A 19,196-nucleotide genomic window follows, 5' to 3' on the forward strand; every position below is an offset into this window, starting at 1 on the left:
CGAATGTCAAAAAAATTATGGAGAATCAGCCTTCTTTTCGGCAAAAGCTCGCCCGCTTATTTAATTTGCTCTTTATTCTATTACTAGCTATCTTAGTTCTGATCTCGATTATTTTTGCCCGCGTATTAAATACTGAAGTTTACCACAGCAGTCAAGAAAAATTGAATGGCTTATCTAGTAATGTGCGGCAGTCGTTTAATGATGTAGAAAGTTTAGCTCAAACCGTTTTACACAATAATACGATCATTACGGATCTGCCCAAAACAGCTCAAATACCAATGCAAACAACTGAAACTTATCACTTGCGACAGGAAATGCAACGCGAAGTAAACACGGCTAGATTGAATATTCCCAATATTAAAGATGTGTATTTGTTGAATAATAAGAATGAAAATCAAGCTGGTTATATTTTCGACTCTGGTGATATTGGGGCTGGCTGGTCGGTATCTGAAATCAAACGAGCGTTGGCACAACAGCCAAACCGGCAAGGGCGTTGGTTTTTCTCACCTAATTTAACTTCTGCTTTTTATGCACAAACAGTTTTTGATGCGCCTAAATTAAATCGACAACCTTTAGGCTTGTTGATTATTGTAGCTGACACATCGTTTATTCAATCCGAGATTCGGCACACACAAGTGTTTAATCGTGATGATTACTTTGTGATGCGTTATCAACATCAGTTATATACGACGGAAACAGATGGCGGCCCTTTTAAGCACTTCTTAAAGACACATCGTTATTTGGCTGATCAAACCAAACAAGATTATCAGATTCAAAAAATTCAAAATCAAAACTATTATTTCCTACAGAGTCAAAATGAAACATTTGGTTTTTATTATTTTATCCATAATCGGCAGATTCTGACCCGCGTGATTCAATTTGAAGCGGTGCTCTTCATCCTAATGATTTTGATTTTGAGCATGATCTATTTTGCCATGCGGCGAAATCTAAATGATTTAGTTGCACCAATCCAAAATTTAGCTCAATTGATGGGCACCTCTAAAAGTGCGGATGACTTGGCTAAATTAAAAAGTACGGTGGCGCAAACGCCTTATCTGACCAATCAGGATGAAGTAGGGGTGTTATATCGTAGTTTTGATCGGTTGATCATAAATATGGATGAATTAGTGGTTAAGAATTATCAAGCCAAAATCTTAACTCGAGAAATGGAATTGAAGTCCTTGCAGGCACAGATTGACCCTCATTTTCTATATAATACGTTAGATTCAATCAACATGCTGGCCTTAAGCAAAGGAGATCAAGAAATATCTGAAATGGTTACGAATTTAGCCTTATTATTTCGCCAACGTGTCAAAACCAATCAAACTTTTGCCACCGTTGCGACTGAGCTAAAGTTAGTGGATGCTTATATAAAAATCCAAACGATTCGGTTTGGTCAACGGTTGGCTTTTTCAAAAACCGTTGCGCCAGATACACTGCAGCTTAAGATGCCAAGCCTGATGATTCAACCCTTGATCGAAAATTCAATGAAATATGCTCTTTCTCAGATGGCCGAAACGACTAAAATTCAGCTCATTATTCAAAAAGAAAAACAATATTTGGTCATTCAAGTGATTGATAACGGCCCTGGATTTAAAACGGTAGCTGCTCAAAGTGGCGGGTCAACGCACGTCGGTTTAGCAAATATCAAGCAAAGACTTGCGCGACTATATAATGACCAGGCTCAGTTGACGATAGATTCTACCGCTTACCAGGCTACAAAAGTTCAAATTTCAATACCACTGGTGCCGCAAAATAAAGGGAAGGATGTGACTTAGAATGACAATTTCCGTTATGATCGTGGATGATGAAGCGATTATTACTGATGGTCTCGCCCAGATGATCCAATCATTTGAACTGCCAATTGAGTCAGTTAAGAAGTTCTATGCTAGTCCCACTGCTTTGGATTATTTAAAAGTAAATGCGGTAGATATTGTCATTACGGATATTAATATGCCAGTTTTAAATGGGATTGAATTAATTAAAGCAATCAATCAAGTGGCACCCACAACTCAGATTATTGTGTTGACTGGATTTGGCACCCTAGATTATGCCACTGAGGCAATGAGATATGGGGTGCGCTACTTTTTGCAGAAGCCAACCCAGCCAGAGCAATTGAAGCAGGCAATTCAAAAGAGTATCCAGTTTTTACAAGAATCCACTGAAAACTAGCAGTTACAATTCAAAGAGAAATTTGAATTAGCGGCTAATAATCAACTCACTAATGTTGACGATCCAACTGAACTGCCGACTTTTGGCATGATTTTATTTGATGAAAAACTAAGCGAGCGGTTAAAGCAACCGTTATTACAATTACTCAAACCTTTGACATCAAAGGTGATCATCGGTAGCGTCCGCCATGCAGCCTATGTCTTGCTGCAGACGCCAATTGATCTGACCACATTGGTGGCTAAGTGGCAAACGCTGTCGGGGCTACCTAATAGCGTGCTGGTTTGGGCAGCAGATGTCCATTTTGCGGCGGTACATCACATCATTACATTGGCAAAGGGTGCATTTACGGATAGCTTTTATTATGACCATAGCATTTTAGTCAACGCTAACGATCTGAAGCCACATCGCCAAGATACAAATCAGTTTATCTCAGCTTACCAAGCAGAGATGCAGCGGTTGATAAGTAAAAATGACTTTATTGCCGCTCAAGCCAAAACGCGTTTATTTTTTCAAGCGGCTAAAGATGAGCATTATGATGTTGAGTTTTTAAAGGTAACTTGCCAGCAATTGGTAGATCAGTTAATTAAAACTACCAAAATCAAGGTTAATGAAGAGTTGACGCTTAAAATTATTTATGCCGCGAATTATTTAGATTTACAAGCGACTATTTTGAACGTCATTGAGTCCATCAAAAGGCATACATATATTGGTCACGGCTCTGGAAACATCGTTGCTGACTTAAATCTGATTATTGAAAAGAATTTCGATAATCCGAACTTATCTCTCCGATGGATTGCTAATAATTTGTTGTTTTTAAATTCAGAATATTTAGGCAAGGTTTACGCGCATCAGACGAATAAACGCTTTACCGAAGCTTTGACGGATTATCGGGTAAATGTTGCCAAAGCTATGTTGCGTCAAGGTGACAAAGTCTATGAAGTTGCCAATGCAGTCGGCTATCAAAATAATACGGACTACTTTAGTAAACAATTTAAGAAGCGCACCGGTCTGACCCCGAAACAATATCAGTTGAAGAAAAAGTGAATTAGAATATACCAAAAAGCCACGATACATATTACGTGAGATCAACACAACACGTTTTATGCATCGCAGCTTTTTATAGGTACGTTATTCAGTAACGCCAGTTTTGAAAATTGCTAAGCCATGAATACCATATTTTTCATTATTGGTTTTTTCACCACTGGCCACTTTAATGATATAGTCGATGAACTCATCAGCTAGCTGAGCCATCGGTTTTTCTAATAATTGACCGGCGTCAAAATCGATCCAGCGGGGCTTTTTGTTGGCAATGTAAGAATTGGAAGCTACTTTGACGGTGGGGACATAGGTTGCAAAGGGTGTTCCACGACCGGTAGTGAATAAGACCATTTGACAGTCAGCAGAAGCTTCTGCTGATGAGGATACGAGATCATTACCTGGTGCTTGTAACAATGAGAGTCCAGAGCTTTTGATTTTTTCACCATATTGCAGCACATCATTGACTAATGAAGTGCCAGATTTTTGGGTACAACCCAAAGATTTATCCTCTAAGGTTGAAATACCACCAGCTTTATTACCAGGGGAAGGATTCTCGTAAATTGGTTGGTGAAAAGATTCAAAGTAAGCTTTAAAATTGTTGATCAAAGCGACTGTTTTGTTGAAAACAGCTTCATCTTTTGCCCGGGACATGAGAATGGTCTCAGCCCCAAACATTTCTGGAACTTCAGTCAAAACTGTTGCGCCGCCTTGAGCTGTGACAAAATCGGAGAGTCGACCTAATAGCGGATTGGCCGTGACCCCCGATAACCCGTCAGAACCCCCACATTTTAAACCAATTTTTAGTTTGCTTAGTGGCAAAGGCACACGCTGGTCATTGGCAGCAGCATCATTGAGTGCTTCAAGCATTTCTAGAGCTGTGCCCAATTCATCATCGACTTCTTGAGAAATTAGAAATTTCATACGGTCAGGATCATAACCACCTAAGGTTTTGATTGTCTTGATCATACCGTCCATTTGGTTGTTTTCACAACCCAGTCCGAAAATCAAAACACCGCCAGCATTTGGCTGCACTGCTGCATCGGCCAAGATTTTACGGGTCTGTTCAAAATCATCGCCTAATTGCGAACACCCATATGGATGTTTAAGTAAGATGACATTATCAAAAGAACCGTTATCTGGATGAAGTGCTTTGAACTGTTCAACAACGATGTCTAGTAATGGATTGATACAGCCGACTGTGGGAATAATATAGAGATCATTGCGAATACCAACTTTACCATTGGGGCGTTGATAGCCCATAAAAGTACGGTTATCTTTTGGCACTTGCCGTATTTTTTGCGGGTCGATGGGCGTGTAGTGATAATTTAATTCCCCGGAGAGATTCGTGGCTAAGTTGTGTGTATGCAGCCACTCACCTTGGCGTACGGGTTGGGTGGTGTGGCCGATGGGGAAACCATACTTAATGACATTTTCACCAGCAGCTAAATCATGGAGGGCAAACTTATGCCCACGGGTAATGACATCCTTTAAGGTAATGGTGTCGCCCGCAATCGTCAGTTGTGTACCTGCAGGAATATCTTGTAAGGCGACCCCCACAGAGTCATGTGGGTCTAATTTGATAGATTGATTCATATGATTCACCTAGTTTGCATTGATTTCTGTGACAATTTGACGCGCACCCTTGGTATCTAAGTCAGCCAAGAATTGTGTCACTTGAGCTTCAAAGCCATTGATTTTTGTGAGGTCTTCACCCCAAAAATCAGGTTCACTTAAAGCTAAATGAATGTAATTTGGCTGAGCCTTGATTTTATCGAAGCCGGCTAAAACCGCCTCAGTATCTTGGGGTGCAAAGTCAGCTTGTCCCTGATAGATCTTAAGATAAGCAGCTAGAGCTAAAGTAATGCGCAGTGGCAATTTATGTTCTTTGGCAACGTAACGCTTTAACGTTGGTAATAAGCGTGCCGTGAATTTAGAGATGCTGTTAAGCGCAATCGAACTCAATTCATGTTTGACAAACGGATTTTCAAAACGTTCCTTAACGCCTTCTGCATAGGCTTTTAACTCAGCTTCTGGCAGCGCTACGGTAGGGATGATTTCTTGATACATCTCATCATTTATAAACTTGTAAAAATCTTTATCGGCCATTACTTCGCCGACCGTTTCAATACCTGCAAGCCGAGCAATGGGACTCATCGTCGTATGGGGACCGTTTAACAAGGACACTTTACGATTGCGGTAAGGTTGCATGTCATCAGTGACGACCACATTAATGCCAGCTTGCTTTAGTGGCAGCAGTGTCTTGATCTTCGGATCGCCTTCAATAACAAAAATCAAAAATGGTTCTGCTTTAACGATCGAATTATCTTGATAACCCCATTCTTGTTGCAGTGCTTCCGCACGATCTTTAGGATAACCAGGAACGATTCGATCGACTAACGTAGCATAAAAATCATTTTCAGTTTCGACCCATTGTTTGAAGTTAGCCCCAAGTTGCCAAGCATCGGCATATTGTAAAACAATTCTTTTAAGCTCGTTGCCATTGTGGTTGATCAATTCACAAGGGATAATTTGAAAGCCCTTTTTGCCTAACTTGAACCGGGTGTAAAGTAGGGCAGTCAATTTGCCGGGATAGGAATTTGGTGCTTGATGGGGCACTAATTTGTCATTAGGATCATAACTGATACCAGCTTCGGTGGTATTTGAAAAGATAAATTCAATCGTGTCGATTTTAGCCAAGTCTAGGTAGGCATCAAAATCTTCAGTAGGTCTCACCGTATCATTGATGCATTCAATGATTTCGTGTTCTTGAACCGTTTGACCTTCTAATTTACCTTCCAATAAGACGGTATAAAGATCATTTTGAGTATCTAGATCCTTCGTCCGACCACTAGCAATCGGCTGAACGACTGCCACGCCACCATTAAATAAGCCTTGTTTGTTCATCTGTTGAATTTGCCAGTCGACAAAGGCACGTAAAAAGTTACCTTCGCCAAACTGAATGACCCGGGTGGGATAACGCTTTAATTTACGAAAATCATTGCTTAGTTTTGGTAATGTTTTTTGTATCATGTTGGATAACTTCTTTCAGTAATTTATTTTTTTGACAGAGTTGCGGATCATCAATTCCGGCGGCACTGCACAGACAATTTCGGGCAATGCCTCTTTAGACATTAATTGCGATAACCATTGAATCCCAATTTTACCCATATCTGTAATTGGCTTTTGCACAGTCGTTAAAGCGGGTGTTAAGTACTCTGAAAAATCGGAATCATCAAAACCAACGATGGAAATATCGTCAGGAATATGGACATTTAATTCCGCGCAAGCTTTGTAAGCGCCCATCGCCATATCGTCATTACTGGCAAAAACAAAGGTTGGTGGCTCTTGCATCAGCAAAATTTGTTTCATCGCTCGATAACCACTTTGCATGGTGTAATCACCAGGAAAAATCAAGCTTTTTCCTAAATTGATGTCGTAACGTTTCAACGTTTCAATGTAGCCCCGTTGCCGATTGACAGAAGAAGCAAAATTGCAAATACCTTGAATCAAGCCAAAACGTTTATGACCGAGTTTGACACCGTACTCGGCAATTTGGCGTGCCGCTAAGTATTCATCAAAATAAACATTTGGTACGTTAGTCATGGATACCCGACGATTCAGCACAACGACTGGAATTCTTTGGCTCGTGACATAATTGATAAAGGCATCATCATCGGTGGATTGACTAATAATACAGATGCCATCAAAGCGATGATTAATACTTTCAAAATTGGGTAGATCATTAATGGCATTGATAGATAAGGTATAGGAATGACTTAAGTATTTGTAAAAAGCATTAATGGCCTCAGTCAGAAAACTGCGTGAAGTACCGCTGGTAATATTTGAAAAGAATAGGCCAACGGTATAGGACTTATTTGTGACTAAACTACGAGCATTCAAATTGGGTTCATAGCCAAGTTCGTTGGCAATTTTTAGGATCTTCGTCTTTGTCTCGGGGGTAATCCGGGGACTATTGTTGAGTGCGCGTGAAACAGTTGTGTTGGAGACATTAGCGAGTTTTGCGATTGTCTTGATAGTTACCATATTTAGAGGCCCCTTTATCTGTGTTAACGTTTACATCATATTGCGGTAATTACTTATTGTCAATTGTTTTATGATGATTTGTGTCCTAAATAACTAGTAAATTTAAGCATATATGGCTTTAAACCAGATATGAGAAGGGATAAATGGCTTAAATAGTTATTTACATTTCAATTTTTGCGTTATATCATAAGTAATCCTTTTTAGACGAGTATCTAAACTTGTGATTTATTGAATTTGTTGTTGACAGATCATTTTCTTGGTCCTATGATGTAAACGTTAACACAGATGATCATCGCACTTTATTTTGAAACGTTTCAATACAAAAGCTATTATTTCGTTAAAAAAATGGTCAACATGGGAGTGAATTATAATAATGAATAGTCAAACAACAGTAGTAGCACATCCCAGAGAGAAAACGTTAGCACAGAAAATTACCGATGATAATTTAAACAAAAAAATTCCCTTATCACAGAAAATTGCTTACGGTTTTGGGGACTTTGGTAATGGCTTCATGTTTGATTTAGGGCAGGCGTATCTCACTAAGTTCTGGATCGATGCGGCTGGCATCGGAGCTGGCGCTGTGGCGGGTATTTTTGGTTTCACTAAGATTTTTGATGCTTTTATGGATCCAGTCGCCGGTTCATTTATTGATAATCGTAAGAAAATCGGAAAACATGGTAAGTTTCGACCAGTTATGATGATATCAGCTGTGCTATTGGGCTTGATGACAGTCGTGACTTTTACCATGCCTAATCTATCACCAACTGGTAAAATCGTTTACGCTTATGTGGCTTATATGATCTGGGGTGCCATCTATTCTTTTACCAATGATCCCTATGGTTCGTTAGCCTCAGTCATGTCACGCAATGTCCAAGACCGGAGTTTCTTGGCAACATCACGCCAAGTGGGTTCAGTTGGCGCGCAATTCCTAACGGGAATCGCCTTTATCCCTCTAATGGAAATGTTTGGTGGTCATAATGAGCGCCACGGCTTCTTGATTGCAGCTTCAATTTTTGCAATTGCGGGCGTTTTGATGTTTCTAGTTTGTTTCTTAGGTACGCGGGAAAACGTCAAAGTACATCGGGATACGAATGCTAAAAAAGAAGGTTTCAAAGATTATTTGAAGGTCGTCTTTACCAATGGACCCTTATTTGCGGTTATCTTAATGACAATTTTTACAATTTCAGCCATGAATACCAATAACCAAATGATGGTGTTCTTTGCCCAATATAATTTAGGTAATATTGGATTGCAGCCAATTGTAAACGGTATCATGATGGGCACATCTATCATTGGCGTATTTATGATCCCATCCTTAACTAAGCGCTTTGGTAAAAAGAAAACCGCTATGTGGAGTTTTGTGGTGGGTGCAGGCGCTAATATTCTTAATTTTATCCTGCCGACCAATGTCATTACCTTTATCATTTTGGTAACGATCGGCTATACGGCACTTGCAATCCCCAATGGTATTACTTGGGCTTTTGTTTCAGACGTAATCGATTATGGCGAATGGCATACCGGCATGCGTAAAGAAGCCATCACTTATGCGGCCTTTAATTTTTCTAGAAAATTAGCTCAATCCTTAGCTGCACTTGTCAGTGCTGGTGTGCTGGCGTTGACTGGTTATGTGGCTAATGCCCATCAAACCAAGGGGACACTCATGGGTATCAAAGGTGCCATGACGATCTATCCTGGTATTTGTTTGTTGATTGCGGCGGTTGTGATTGGCTTATTGTATAAGTTGACGGATGATCGTTACGAGAAGATTGCCACCGACCTTGACCAAGGCAAATGGGAAAAAGGAACGATCGGCGATAAGGATGTTAAAGATTAATTAAAAAAATTTGAAAAAGGAAGTAATTTACAATGGCATTATTGGATGAGGATTTTTTATTAGAAAATGATATGGCAAAGAAATTATTCAACGATTACGCAAAGGATATGCCGATCATTGATTTTCATTGTCATTTGAATCCACAAGAAATCTATGAGAACAAAAATTATCCCAATATTACCCGGGTCTGGATCAATGAAGCGCATTATGGCGATCATTACAAATGGCGTTTGGAGCGGGCCAATGGTGTCCCAGAGGATTTGATCACCGGCGATGGTGATGAATACGAGAAATTCATGGCTTGGGCGAAGACGATTGAAAACGCAGCTGGCAATCCATTGTATGAGTGGACGCACTTAGAATTACGCCGTTTCTTTGGCATCGAGGGTGTCTTTAATGAAGCCAGTGCGCCTCGTATCTGGAAGAAAGCGAATCAATTGTTACAAACAGATGCTTTCAAACCCCGGAATCTGATTCGCAATTCTAATGTGCAGGCGGTTTGTACCACGGATGATCCAGCTTCAGATCTGAAGTATCATCAATTGCTGAAACAAGAAGAACGTGAGAATGGTTTCAGGACGTTACCTGCGATGCGGCCAGATAAATTGATCCAGATCGATCGCGATGGTTTTGGCGATTACTTACAAAAACTTGGGCAAGTTTCTGGCACTAATATCCATGATTTCGAGAGTTTGGTGGCTGCGTTACATCAACGCTTTGAATTCTTCAATGAAATGGGCGGCAGGCTGTCAGATCATTCCTTATTGACTTATCATTTTGTTGAACTTTCTAAAGCGCAGATCAATACGATCTTACAAAAAGGTATCAATAATGAACCGCTTAGTGACCATGAAATCGACGGTTATTTAACAGCTCTATTAGAAGCATTGATGCACTTGAACACGGAATTTGATTGGACGATGCAGTTCCATATTAATTCTGTGCGTGATATTAATCGACCAATGTTTCAACAATTAGGCCCAGATACGGGTTATGATGCGATCGGTACTCAGCCAGATATTGTGGCTCATATTCAAAAATTGTACACTAAAATGCAAGACAGTCAGGATATTCCTAAATCAATTTTCTATTCTTTGAATCCCAATGACTGGATGGAGTTAGCTACCATGATGGGGTGTTTCCAAGGTGGCGGCAAGCAACGTCTGCAATTAGGTGCTGGCTGGTGGTTCAACGATACCGCTGAAGGGATGAATGAGCAGCTAAGAATTTTTGCCCAACAAAGCCTTTTACCAAACTTTGTCGGGATGCTGACGGATTCCCGCAGTTTCTTATCTTATCCGCGTCATGAATATTTCCGACGGGTACTCTGTAATTTCTATGGTCAATTAGCTGAAAAAGGCCGGGTTCCAGATGATGAAGCTTATCTAGGCGAAATTGTACAGCGAATCGCTTATCAGAATGCGTATGATTTCTTTGGTTTCTTCCCAGACAAGACGCCAGCAGAACTATTTGCGAAACATGAAACTGCTTTTCAACTGTAATGGCTTAAGATAACTGATAAATCAAAAATAGAACTCAAGACAGTTGCGCTACTGTTTTGAGTTCTATTTGTTTAATATTGATAAACTTTCACTTCGTAAGGTCTAAGTGTATCTGCCAAGTCGTCAGGATAATTTTGGACCAAGCGCGTTTTACTTTCGGGAAACGCATAGTGTCGTTGGACGGTTTCCTGTGTGAAATTGGCAATAACCATTAAATGGTCTGTTTCGTATTGACGCGTATAAGCGAAAACAGCGTCGTCATTTTCGTTACCGGGAACTAAGCAATAGTCACCTAGCGTAATGATCGGTAGTTTATGGCGTAAGGCAATCAAGCGGCGATAAAAGTGGAAAATACCGTTTGGATCATTGACCTCATTTTCAGCATTGATCTCAGGATAATTTTCATTGACAGCTAGCCAAGGCTGGTGGTCACTGAACCCAGCGTTGGGTGCATCGCGCCACTGCATGGGCGTCCGAGCATTATCACGAGAATGGCGATTGAGGTATCGTAACATGGTGGGTCCATCAAGCAAGTTATTTTTGTCAACGAGTTCATGGTAAGCGTTGATCGATTCTAGGTCTCGAAAATCAGCCGATGATCGGAATGTCGCATTAGTCATGCCCAGTTCTTCCCCTTGGTAGATGTAAGGTGTTCCCTGCATGAAATGGAGTAGAGCTGCTAACATCTTGGCAGCATAAACACGATATTCTGGGGCATCATTACCAAAGCGTGAGACAACGCGGGGCTGATCATGGTTATTCCAATACAAACTGTTCCAAGCCTGCCCATGAAGCTGTTGCTGCCAGTCAGTCAATACCGATCGCAGCGTTTTTAAGGGCACCGGTTGATCGCACCACTTACCAAGAGCGGGATTGACATTGCGGTCTAACCCCATATGTTTGAAATGAAAAACCATATTCAGTTCAGAACCATCTAAATTGGCATACTTTTTAGCTTCATCAATGGTAACACCAGAAGTTTCACCCACCGTCATCCAATTGTGGTGGCTTAAAACTTTTTGATTCATTTCTCGCAGATAGTCATGAACGTGGGGACCGTTCGCCACGACAGAGCCAGCTTTACCATAGAGCTCATTGGCGGCCTTAGGGGCATCTGGCAGGTTTTTTGGTTTAGAGATCAAGGAAATGACGTCCATTCGAAAACCATCGATTCCCTTAGTTGCCCACCAATTCATCATATCAAAGACCGCGTTTCTAACATTGGTATTATCCCAATTTAAGTCAGGTTGTTCTTTCGCAAAAATATGTAGATAGTATTGTTGCGTAACGGGATCATATTGCCAGGCTGGCCCGGAGAAGGCGGAGCCCCAATTGTTAGGTTCGTGATCATCAACTGGATCACGCCAAATATAGTAATCACGATAAACGTTATTTTCCTTTTGAGCACGGCTTTTTTGGAACCATTCGTGGTAATCCGAAGTGTGATTGACCACCAGATCCATTATGATTTTGAGACCACGCTGATGTGCTTGTTGGATCAATAGATCAAAATCTGCCATTGTGCCAAAATCAGGGTTGATGGCTTGATAATCAGAAATATCATAACCACCGTCGATATCGCGCGTCTTGTAAATCGGGTTTAACCAAAGCACGTCGACACCGAGTAATTTAAGGTAATCTAAATGCTCAATAATACCCTTTAAATCACCGATACCGTCATGATTGCTGTCTTGAAAACTTTTGGGATAAATTTGGTAAACAACGGCCTTTTGCCACCATTTAATGTCGGTCATGTGTCACCCTCCAGTAACTTGAAATGTAAAACGGATTGTTTATAAATCGGGTTGTCCCAATAAGGTATCTAAATCATACTGTATTATCTGGATTATGCAAACATTAGATTTAGATTTTAAAGAGATAGAAATGCAGCCGACACACAATAACCTTTTGTTGTCGGCTGCATTTTTATAAATTTATGATATTGTCTACTACTTACCTTGTTGTTAAACCGGCGCTAAAACTAATCGGCACGATCGTCGGCTGATATTTACGTCGCGATTCACCATTTTTAGGCAAACGTTGGGTTAAATACTGCACAGCTAGTTTGGCCATCTGTGTAATGGGCTGCCGAATCGAAGCTAATGCGATTGGTTGGCGCGGATAGACTTGGGCGGCATCGAACCCGATAATTTGGACATCTTGGGGGATACGAATACCCTGTTGCAGCAGTAAATGCCACATATCTCCAGCAAATTCATCAGCATCCGCAAAAATACCATCAAATTCAAATTGATCTGCATGTAAATGCTGCTGAATAAACGCCTTAAATTCAGCTAGAATCGTTTGTTCATTGTGTGCCAAGCAGCGGGTATATGACATTTGATGTGTGATGCAATAATCAATGAAGCCTTGCTGGCGTTGCGCAGAAACGTTGACCACTGGTGCCAATGATGCAAAGAGTAAATTTTTCGCGCCAGAATCAATCAATTGTTTGGCCGCAAGTTGGCCGCCAGCATAGTTATCAGCCACAATTAGCGGAAAATGGTCTGATACTTTTTTCTCAATCGCAACTAGGGGAATATCCGCTGGAATCAAGTCGCTGATCTCTGAATAAGACATCGTGATAATACCCGCTACTTTCTGGGCTTTCGCCATTTCGATATATTCTAATTCTTCTTTAGGTTCGCTGTTTGAATTACATAGAATCATCTTATAGCCCACTTGATTGAGGGCCATCTGAATTGCATAGCTTAAATTGGCGAAAAATGGGGTATTGACTTGGGGGATAATTAAGACCACATACTCAGAACGATTTGTCTTTAAAGCCTTGGCAGATGCATTAGGGACGTAGTGAAGTTGCTTGATGGCGGTTTCAATTTTTGCAGCACTAGCAGTACGCACGTTTTGACCATTGATGTAATTTGAAACCGTCCCTCGAGAAACACCGGCCAAGCGAGCAACATCGTTCATGTTTGCCATAATATCGTTCTTCCTTTATTTAATAATTATTACGGATCGAATCTCCTAGATAACATCTTATCAAATAAATCAGATATTTGCTGTTGCTTCATATTTTGAAATTGAGAAGTCTCTAATTGGTCAAAATCTTGAATGAGATAAAAGGCTTCTAAATAAAGTGTGAGTTGGTCTTTGACAAAACGTTGATTGGTTTGCCCAGGCTGTTTTTGATTATTGCGAATGATGTTCATCGCGAATTCATTGGGATCAATATTTAATTGGTTGGACTGGATATCTTTTTCGACAGACATAATTTAACGCCTCAATTATTTTGTAGTAACTTGCTCTTGCTGATGTTTCTTTGTTAGATAACGGGTCATTTCTTTTTCTTTCTTAGGTGTCAATTGATAAAACAAGACTAAAATAAGTGAGATAGCAAAGGCGATCATTGGCACCCAAACGTAATCGGATTCGATGGCAAATAGGGCGGAAGCCGGTTGGGTTTTGTTTGGTACATAATGGCCTAAGGATAAGAAGAAGCCACTGATGGCGCCGCCGATACCCATACCAAACTTAGCTGTGAAACTAGAGGCAGAAGTGACAATACCCTCTGCACGCACACCATTGCGCCACTCACCATAATCTACAGAATCGGCTAATAGCACGGCAATCAAAGCTGAGATGAACCCATTCCCAAAGTTGCTGATGATCGTGCCAAAAATGATAATGGCAATATTTAACATGTGCGCACCGATGCCTAAGAAGAGTTGACCAGCAATAGCAATCGCTAGTCCCCCGAGCATGGTTTTCTTCTTGCCGATTTTCAGCACAACCTGCGGGGTCATAAAGACAGAAATCAAACTGACGGCATTGAATAATAGCGCGAATGAAACCAAATCGGCACGACCCAGGTTATATTTGAAGAAATAAATCGTTACTTGATTTTTGGCTTGCATCCCCAGCCAATAGACGAAATTCAAAACGATCACGATCACCCACGGCCAATTTCTTTTTAAGGCTTTTAGAGAAGTTTTAATGGGTAAAGGTTTTTCGGAACCCTCTGAATGAACACGTTCGCGTAGATTTTTAAAAACAACTAAATAAATCACGAAGAAAACGATGCCAGCCAGCAAAGCTAATGAGAAAAAGCCTTTCTTGTCGTTACCTTGGCCAAAGAAGCCAACTAAAGGCAAAGCAATCACGGAGATCAGTGTCCCACCGAAATTAGAGAAAAGCGACCGGATGGTTGACAGCGTGACCCGTTCATGGGAATTTTCGGTTAGGCTTGGCAAAATTGAGGTGAGGGGAATATTGACAGCGGAATAGAGGACATCCACACCAATATAGGTGACATAAGCCCAGATGATTTTACCAGTCATCGACAAATTAGGTGCGGCAAAACATAATACCGTGAAAATAGAAAATGGGGCACAGAACCATAACAGATAAGGGCGGCTTTTACCCCATTTGGTATGTGTGTGGTCGATCATGATGCCCCAAAACGGACCATCAAAGGCATCTACGATTCGGGCAACCAACATTAAAGTGCCAACGGCAGCGGCCTGAATGCCAAAAACATCGGTGTAAAAATACATCAAATAAGTACCAACTAAACTAAACGTGAAGCTACAAGCAAAGTCACTGATGCCATAACTTAAACGTTCATGCCAAGGTAAAATACCTTGGGCTAATTTCTGTGCGGTTGTTAAATGGGTAACATGATGTGGCCCAACTGGATCAGACTTGATCATATGCCATACGCCTCCTAATGACGTCTCGTTGAACATTATAATTTTTGTCTACTGTTTCTTAAACGTGTGCCAAAAGGCAACGATCTCACCTAACGGCAAATCACTCAAATGGCAACCCCATCCATTTATCGTGATTTTTGTTAGTGCTCGATCGCTGACCGCCTTTTGTTACACGCTGCTATGATTCATATTGATAAACTTTGACTTCATAAGGTCGAATCGTATCACCCATATCGTCCGCATAATTTTGAATTAGTAATTGCTTATTTGTGGGCAATTCGTAATGGCGTGAGACCGTTTCAGCTGTGAAATTAGCAATGATTTGTAAATTTTGATTTTGATAATGGCGTTGATAAGCAAAGATAGCTGTATCAGTTTCGTTGCCCGCAACAAGTTGATAGTCGCCCAAAGTGATGATTGGCAGGTCATGGCGTAATTGAATCAAACGCCGGTAAAAGTTAAAAATGGACTGGGGATCAGCGACTTCTTGAGCGGCATTGATTTCAGGATAATTTGGATTGACAGCTAGCCAAGGCTCGTGGTCGCTAAAACCAGCATTTTTTTGATCATTCCACTGCATTGGTGTGCGGGCATTATCTCGGGAGCGAGCGTTGAGATAACGCAACATGGTTGGTCCGTCAACCAATTTAGCTTGGTCAACGAGTTCATGGTAGGCGTTGATCGATTCAAGATCCCGGAAGTCATCTAATGAATGGAAAACTGTGTTGGTCATACCCAATTCTTCACCTTGATAGATATAGGGCGTCCCTTGCATAAAGTGTAATAAAGCGGCGAGCATTTTGGCAGCATAAACGCGATATTCAGGACGATCATTACCAAAGCGGGAAACACAGCGAGGTTGGTCATGGTTGTTCCAATATAAGCTATTCCAAGCTTTGCCGTGCAGCGTACTTTGCCACTTGCTCAAGTTTGCTCGTAGATCTTTTAAAGCAACCGGCTGATCGTTCCATTTACCTAACGCTGGATTAGGATTGCCATCTAAGCCCATGTGTTCAAATTGGAAAACCATATTTAATTCAGAATGATTCAAGTTGGCATATTTTTGGGCTTCTGAAACAGTCACGCCAGCAGTTTCACCGACAGTCATCCAATCATATTTACTTAAGACTTGCTGGTTCATCTCACGCAAATAATCATGGACATGAGGGCCGTTCACAACAACAGCACTGGCATCGCCATATAAAGCACCTTTAGTTTGTGGGGCATTAGGCAAGCCTTTTGGTTTAGAAATCATGGAGATCACATCCATGCGAAAACCGTCGATACCTTTAGCTGCCCACCAATTCATCATATCGAAAACGGAATGGCGGACATGAGGGTTATCCCAATTGAGATCTGGCTGTTCTTTAGCAAATAGATGCAAATAGTATTGTTTTGTCTGGGGATCATACTGCCAAGCTGGACCGGAGAACATGGAACCCCAATTGTTAGGCTCGTGACCATTAACAGGATCGCGCCAGATATAATAGTCTCTAAAAGCATTATCTGTTTTTGTGGCGCGACTCTTTTTGAACCAATCGTGTTGATCAGAGGTGTGGTTGACAACTAGATCCATCACAATCTTTAAATCGCGCTGATGTGCTTGCTGAACCAATTCATCAAAGTCAGCCATTGTCCCAAAATTAGGATTAATAGCTTGATAATCAGAGATATCATAGCCACCATCGACATCCATTGTTTTGTAGATTGGGTTCAGCCAGATCACATCGACACCAAGCTGTTTGATATAATCTAAACGCTGGATGATGCCTTGTAAGTCACCGATGCCATCGTGATTACTATCTTGAAAACTTTTAGGATAAACTTGATAGACAACAGCATTTTGCCACCATTTTACATTTTCCATAAGGATAACCTCCATTAATTTGGAACGTTCCATTAAATGAGTAAAAAAATAATTGCAACACTTTAAACAAATATGTCTGGTAAGGCCTTCAAAAAAGTGGAATCTATTTATATGTTTTGGAACGTTCCAACTATTCAAATAAATCATAGCGCTTTCTTAGAAAAATGCAAGCGCTTTTTAGAATTTTTGTCTGCTAAATCGTTCGTAAATAAATAGGGACAGAAACAAAATATTAGTTTTGCTCTGATCCCTATTTATTACGAGTATATGTTGTTTAAACGTGTTTCAAAAGGCAACGCCCTTGCCTAACAGCAACTCCCTCAGATGGGAAGCCCACCATTGTCGGGATTCTTGTTCGTGCTCGATCGCTGACCACCTTTTGTCACACACTGTTTTATTTTACCAAATCTCGCAATTCAGCAATTAAATCTAAAGGATGCCGCGTTGCTTTTGAAATGGTCTTAATATTTAATAAATCACGATCCGTTAAGTTATGAGAGATCGAGTTTTTACCGTAAGAGCCAGTACCTAAGGTTAAGGAAGGGGTCAATTTATTGAAGAGACCGCCAATACCACCTAGAGAGCCTGGCGTGTTGATCAAGATACGGCAGGCTGGCATTTTGACACCGAATTCGTCAATAATTGCTTGATCTTTAGTGTGCAAAACAGCAGTGTGACCCAAACCACCATATTCTAATAAAGCCAGGCAAAGGTTCATGGCTGATTCATGACCGTTGGCTTCATACATTGTTAAAACAGGCGACAATTTTTCGCCAGAAAGTGGGAAATTCACACCAATACCGCCGACTTCAGCGATGAGTAGTTTTGTACCCTTAGGCACCTGAATGCCGGCAATCTCGGCGATACGTTCTGCTGACTGACCGGCAATTGGACCTCGAACGGTATGGCGTTTGGGATCGATGACCGCGTCACTTAACTTTTGTGTATCAGCCTTGGGCACAAAGTAAGCACCCTGTTTTTCAAAACTTGTACGTGTTTTTTGATAGATAGCACGATCGACGACCACACTATTTTCTGAGGCACAAATCATGCCATTATCAAACGTTTTTGACGTCATGATATCTTGGACAGCAGCGTCGACGTCAGCAGAGGCTTCAATATAAGCCGGAGCATTACCGGGGCCAACACCAAGAGCAGGTTTACCGGTGGAGTAAGCCGCAGCAACCATTGCTGGACCACCAGTTGCTAGGACAATGGCGACGTTAGGATGATTCATCAATTTATCTGTAGCTTCGATGCTTGGCTGTGGAATCCACTGGATGCAATCCTTAGGGGCGCCAGCTTGTTCAGCGGCTTGAGCCAGAAGTCGGCAAGTTGCACTGCCACATTGCTGCGCTTGTGGGTGTAGCCCAAAAATAATCGTGTTCCGCGTTTTTAAAGCTAACAAGATTTTGAAAATAACCGTTGACGTTGGATTCGTGACCGGAGTAACGCCCGCAACGACGCCCAGAGGTTCTGCAATTTCCTGAAGACCATTGGCTGGGTCGTCTTTAATGATACCAACGGTTTTATCATCTTTGATTTGATTCCAAATATATTGACTGGCATAAATATTTTTAATGGCTTTGTCTTCATAGTTGCCCCGACCAGTTTCTCGATAGGCTAACTGAGCCAATGCCTTGGCATGGCGCCGGGCTGTATCAGCAATGGCTTCACAAATGGTATCCACTTGTTTTTGATCAAAAGTACGTAAGCTCTTAAAGGCATCTTGTGAACGAGAAACCATAGTGTTAATCATATTTTCAACGGGTAGATTTACTAAATTCGTTGTTTTCTCTATATTTTGCATATCGAGACACGTCCTTTTTCAGAAAATTAATTATTTAATTCACAATTAGAATATAGAACTTTTTGGTTCTGTTGTAAAACAGGAATAACTGTTTTCACACAGTTTGGTACAGTTAACATAAATTGTTATGGTACGAAGAACTGTGTATTTCAGATGAATTGAATTATTGTTCGTTTAAAGATGCTATGTGTGCGATAATGCAGTCATAAAGTATTAAAAAGTAAGTAAAAGACGAACAATGTAAATAAAAACGGTTTCA

The 19,196-nt window shown here is 41.0% G+C and carries 14 protein-coding genes; 5 read left to right on the forward strand and 9 right to left on the reverse strand.

The annotated features are described in order from the left end of the window. The first annotated feature begins 17 nt into the window (after positions 1 to 17). The 3 genes from FHQ08_RS04915 to FHQ08_RS04925 all read left to right on the forward strand — a co-directional run bounded on the left by FHQ08_RS04915 (position 18) and on the right by FHQ08_RS04925 (position 3,216). Positions 18 to 1,778 (forward strand): sensor histidine kinase, encoded by a 1,761-nt coding sequence (locus tag FHQ08_RS04915; RefSeq protein ID WP_230913281.1) that lies wholly within the window; start codon positions 18 to 20, stop codon positions 1,776 to 1,778. 1 nt (position 1,779) lies between these two features. Beyond that, positions 1,780 to 2,172 (forward strand): response regulator, encoded by a 393-nt coding sequence (locus FHQ08_RS04920; RefSeq protein WP_230913282.1) that lies wholly within the window; start codon positions 1,780 to 1,782, stop codon positions 2,170 to 2,172. An 87-nt stretch (positions 2,173 to 2,259) separates the two neighbouring features. Beyond that, entirely contained in the window at positions 2,260 to 3,216 is a 957-nt protein-coding gene (locus FHQ08_RS04925) for a helix-turn-helix transcriptional regulator (protein ID WP_230913283.1), read from the forward strand. Between the two features lie 84 nt (positions 3,217 to 3,300). On the opposite strand, the gene FHQ08_RS04930 is transcribed toward FHQ08_RS04925, so the two are convergent. The 3 genes from FHQ08_RS04930 to FHQ08_RS04940 are packed head-to-tail and all read right to left on the reverse strand — an operon-like array spanning position 3,301 to position 7,254. Next, positions 3,301 to 4,803 (reverse strand): UxaA family hydrolase, encoded by a 1,503-nt coding sequence (locus FHQ08_RS04930; RefSeq protein ID WP_230913284.1) that lies wholly within the window; start codon positions 4,801 to 4,803, stop codon positions 3,301 to 3,303. A 9-nt stretch (positions 4,804 to 4,812) separates the two neighbouring features. Further along, positions 4,813 to 6,240: a tagaturonate reductase gene (locus FHQ08_RS04935; protein ID WP_230913285.1), complete on the reverse strand. Its 1,428-nt coding sequence runs from the start codon at positions 6,238 to 6,240 to the stop codon at positions 4,813 to 4,815. Between the two features lie 15 nt (positions 6,241 to 6,255). Then, positions 6,256 to 7,254, reverse strand: a complete 999-nt coding sequence (locus FHQ08_RS04940; protein ID WP_230913286.1) for a LacI family DNA-binding transcriptional regulator — start codon at positions 7,252 to 7,254, stop codon at positions 6,256 to 6,258. A gap of 373 nt (positions 7,255 to 7,627) precedes the next feature. On the opposite strand from FHQ08_RS04940, the gene FHQ08_RS04945 reads away from it, so the two are divergent. Further along, a complete protein-coding gene (locus FHQ08_RS04945) occupies positions 7,628 to 9,088 on the forward strand; it encodes a glycoside-pentoside-hexuronide (GPH):cation symporter (RefSeq protein WP_230913287.1) in 1,461 nt (486 codons plus the stop codon). A gap of 32 nt (positions 9,089 to 9,120) precedes the next feature. Further along, on the forward strand, positions 9,121 to 10,590 hold the full coding sequence (gene uxaC, locus FHQ08_RS04950; protein WP_230913288.1) for a glucuronate isomerase: 1,470 nt from the start codon (positions 9,121 to 9,123) through the stop codon (positions 10,588 to 10,590). Positions 10,591 to 10,661: 71 nt separating this feature from the next. Here uxaC and FHQ08_RS04955 read toward each other — a convergent pair whose 3' ends face one another. The 6 genes from FHQ08_RS04955 to FHQ08_RS04980 form a co-directional block, all read right to left on the reverse strand. Beyond that, positions 10,662 to 12,344, reverse strand: a complete 1,683-nt coding sequence (locus FHQ08_RS04955) for a glycoside hydrolase family 13 protein (protein WP_230913289.1) — start codon at positions 12,342 to 12,344, stop codon at positions 10,662 to 10,664. 199 nt (positions 12,345 to 12,543) lie between these two features. Continuing rightward, positions 12,544 to 13,521 carry a LacI family DNA-binding transcriptional regulator gene (locus tag FHQ08_RS04960; protein ID WP_230913325.1) on the reverse strand — a complete coding sequence of 326 codons (978 nt, stop codon included), beginning with the start codon at positions 13,519 to 13,521 and terminating at the stop codon, positions 12,544 to 12,546. A 38-nt stretch (positions 13,522 to 13,559) separates the two neighbouring features. Further along, a complete protein-coding gene (locus FHQ08_RS04965; RefSeq protein WP_230913290.1) occupies positions 13,560 to 13,820 on the reverse strand; it encodes a hypothetical protein in 261 nt (86 codons plus the stop codon). A gap of 15 nt (positions 13,821 to 13,835) precedes the next feature. Further along, positions 13,836 to 15,260 (reverse strand): glycoside-pentoside-hexuronide (GPH):cation symporter, encoded by a 1,425-nt coding sequence (locus FHQ08_RS04970; protein ID WP_230913291.1) that lies wholly within the window; start codon positions 15,258 to 15,260, stop codon positions 13,836 to 13,838. A gap of 178 nt (positions 15,261 to 15,438) precedes the next feature. Beyond that, entirely contained in the window at positions 15,439 to 17,127 is a 1,689-nt protein-coding gene (locus FHQ08_RS04975; RefSeq protein WP_230913292.1) for an alpha-glucosidase, read from the reverse strand. Positions 17,128 to 17,521: 394 nt separating this feature from the next. Beyond that, complete coding sequence (locus FHQ08_RS04980) at positions 17,522 to 18,937, reverse strand: aldehyde dehydrogenase family protein (RefSeq protein WP_230913293.1); 1,416 nt, start codon at positions 18,935 to 18,937, stop codon at positions 17,522 to 17,524. Positions 18,938 to 19,196 lie beyond the last annotated feature (259 nt).

Origin of the sequence: Agrilactobacillus fermenti, assembly GCF_021030645.1 — a bacterium.
GTDB classification, from domain to species: Bacteria; Bacillota; Bacilli; order Lactobacillales; family Lactobacillaceae; genus Agrilactobacillus; species Agrilactobacillus fermenti.